The sequence below is a fragment of the Candidatus Magnetobacterium casense genome (assembly GCF_019173545.1).
GTDB classification, from domain to species: Bacteria; Nitrospirota; Thermodesulfovibrionia; order Thermodesulfovibrionales; family Magnetobacteriaceae; genus Magnetobacterium; species Magnetobacterium cryptolimnobacter.
In genome coordinates, this window is record NZ_JABXWD010000443.1 from 1 (window position 1) to 2,580 (window position 2,580).

The following is a 2,580-nucleotide window of genomic DNA, read 5'->3' on the forward strand; positions in this document are numbered from 1 at the left end:
CAACCACCAAGGAGCTTATTGGTCAGCTTTAGCATAGCCTCCTGGTTGTTTTGCTGTGATGCAAATTGGGGATTTTCACCTTCTTGTTAAAATCTGCTATAATAGTGGGGATATCAGAAATGATCAACATACAACTTAACAAGGAGGATTTGTGAAACAACGCACTGTAACCAAGATGGCCTCAGTGCTGCTTGCTGCTCTTTTCTTATTTGTAGCAGTGCAGGCATCCTGGGGACATCAGAACCGTGAGGAACATGCAGCCAGTCCGCTCCTGGAGGAAATGGTGAAGTTAAACAGCGCTTTTACCGAAATCGTATCGGGCGTTGCCTTGGGAGATGCAGAGCGGGTACACAAGGCGCTGGAACCCCTGCATGGGACACTGGAGAAGACCCACGAGGGCATTAAAACCGGCTCCGTGCATATTCCCAAGAACCAACACAACATCAAGGAGTTCGTGAAATTAGACAGGGAATTTCATAAAGACTTGGAAAAACTCGCTGTAGCCGCACAGCAAAACAACCAGGAGGCTATGCTAAAGCTGACCAATAAGCTCCTTGGTGGTTGTGTAAATTGTCACCGGAAGTTCAGACAGTGAACACGGACAATGATTGACGTAAGGGTATGTGCATGGAGCAAGAGATAATCGAACCAGACCCCGTATTGAGAAGGCAGTTTCTGTTCATCTTCATTGCCGTCACTATCGCAGGTGGGGGACTAATCGAGTATCTCCAGCACACCCTTGAAGAGATTAAGGCCCTGCCACCTGACAAGGCCATCGGCGAGATGGTAAGTCTTTTGAGGCTGGTACTGGTGGCGGGGGCAATAGTTATTTGTGCGTTCTCTGTGTATCTGATCAGGTTCAGCGCCAAGGTACTGAGGACTCAACAGTTCCCTCCCAAGGGTACACGGGTCATAAGGCGGACAGTTATACGTCGAGGGCAAGGGGCTGTGGCAATAGCATATACACTCATCGTCCTGTCGGTTTCCATGATAGTAATTTCGGTGGCCATGTACATCATGCTACCCGGGATGCTGGAGAAGGCATTTTCAATACAAACGATTGCAAAATCGAGATAGGAACGTATGGCAATAACGAACATCAACGCCCTGGTATGGAAAGAGGACATAGAGCTGTCCCACCCCACGGAGGTCGATAAGCAGGCCGACACGGAGAGGTTGCTGCAGGGCATAAACAGGCATCCGGTGTACATCCCCCTGGGTATTGTCAGACAGTTGCCGGCACTCCTGAGGGCGTCAGACTACTCAATTAGCGTTGCGATGGGTTGGGATGGCCATTGTTACAGGGTCATATCGCTCAACCCTGCCGTCCTCTTCGGCGTGGCCATAGACCTTGGCTCTACCAACATTGCAGGGCGCCTCGTGGACATACAGTCGGGCAGACTGTTGCAAACCTCTCAGGCGTCAAATCCACAGTTGGCCTTTGGTTCGGACATCCTGACGCGGATGTTTTATGCCGCCTCGGCAAAGGACAATGCCCTTCACGTGGTGTTAGTGGAGGCGGTCAGGGCGCTGATCCGTGACCTTGTTGATGCCGGGGGGGTATCATCCCAGGACGTTGTTGCGGTGACGATTGCCGGTAACACGGTAATGACCCACTTCCTGTTAGACCTGCCCACAGACAACATCCCTGTCAGTCCCTACGTACCGGCCATACACGCACCGGGCTTTATCAGGGGCGACGAATTGGCCCTGGGGATAAACGGCGAGGCCCTGGTGTATGTGTTCCCTGGCACTGGCAGTTACGTTGGTGGTGACCTGGTGGCCGGCGTACTTGCCACTGGACTGTATCTCAGCGACAGGCCGCAGGTGCTCATAGACGTTGGCACCAATGCCGAAGTGGCGGTCGGGTGCAAGGACTGGATACTTGTGGGAGCCGGAGCGGCCGGCCCGGCCTTTGATGAGGGCGTTGCGCGAGCCGGCAGGAGGGCTGCGCCGGGGGCAATTTATCACGTAGACATAGAGCCGGCCACGGCCAGGGTAACCGTCAGGACATTTGACGGCCTCCCCCCCGATGGCATCTGTGGCTCGGGGATGGTGAGCCTCGTGGCAAGTCTCTACAGGGCAGGGTTGATAGATAACCGTGGTGCCTTTGTTCCCGGTGAAGCCATCATATCGGATGCCCAGGGGCAGTATGCCTTTGTTATCCACGACGATGGCACAAACAGGATAGTCATAAACCAAGGCGACATAGATACGTTTATGTTGACAAAGGCCGCTATGTTTACGCTCTTTTACGTGCTCATTGGTTCCGTCGGGGTTACGTTTGATGATATCGGGCGGTTATACCTGACGGGGGCACTTGGCACCGGCATAGACCCCGATGCGGCCATCACCCTCGGACTCATCCCCGATTTCCCAAAGGACAGGGTTGAGGCCATCACTAACTCCTCCGTCCTGGGAGCGGAGGCCCTGCTGTTAGACCGCTCACTGCTCAAGGACATAGACACCATTACTGGCCTCATAACATACAAGGAAATGAACGAAGACGGCGAATTCATGCGTGAATTTCTCTCGGCTCGCTTCATCCCGCACACCGAGCCAGGCAGGTTGAAGGTTCGT

At 53.6% G+C, this 2,580-nt stretch carries 3 protein-coding genes; all 3 read left to right on the forward strand.

Going from position 1 to position 2,580, the window contains the following annotated elements; all coding sequences use genetic code 11:
* The first annotated feature begins 151 nt into the window (after positions 1-151).
* Positions 152-595, forward strand: coding sequence for a cytochrome c (locus HWQ67_RS16095; protein WP_218253704.1), 444 nt, complete (start codon positions 152-154; stop codon positions 593-595).
* A 32-nt stretch (positions 596-627) separates the two neighbouring features.
* A complete protein-coding gene (locus HWQ67_RS16100) occupies positions 628-1,077 on the forward strand; it encodes a hypothetical protein (RefSeq protein WP_218253705.1) in 450 nt (149 codons plus the stop codon).
* Positions 1,078-1,083: 6 nt separating this feature from the next.
* Positions 1,084-2,580, forward strand: a 1,497-nt coding sequence (locus HWQ67_RS16105) for an ASKHA domain-containing protein (protein WP_218253706.1), incomplete at its 3' end; no start/stop codon positions are given.

Excerpts from the sequence above, each read along its gene's own strand:
- HWQ67_RS16100 (WP_218253705.1), top strand. The coding sequence starts at position 628 with ATGGAGCAAGAGATAATCGAACCAGACCCCGTATTGAGAAGGCAGTTT.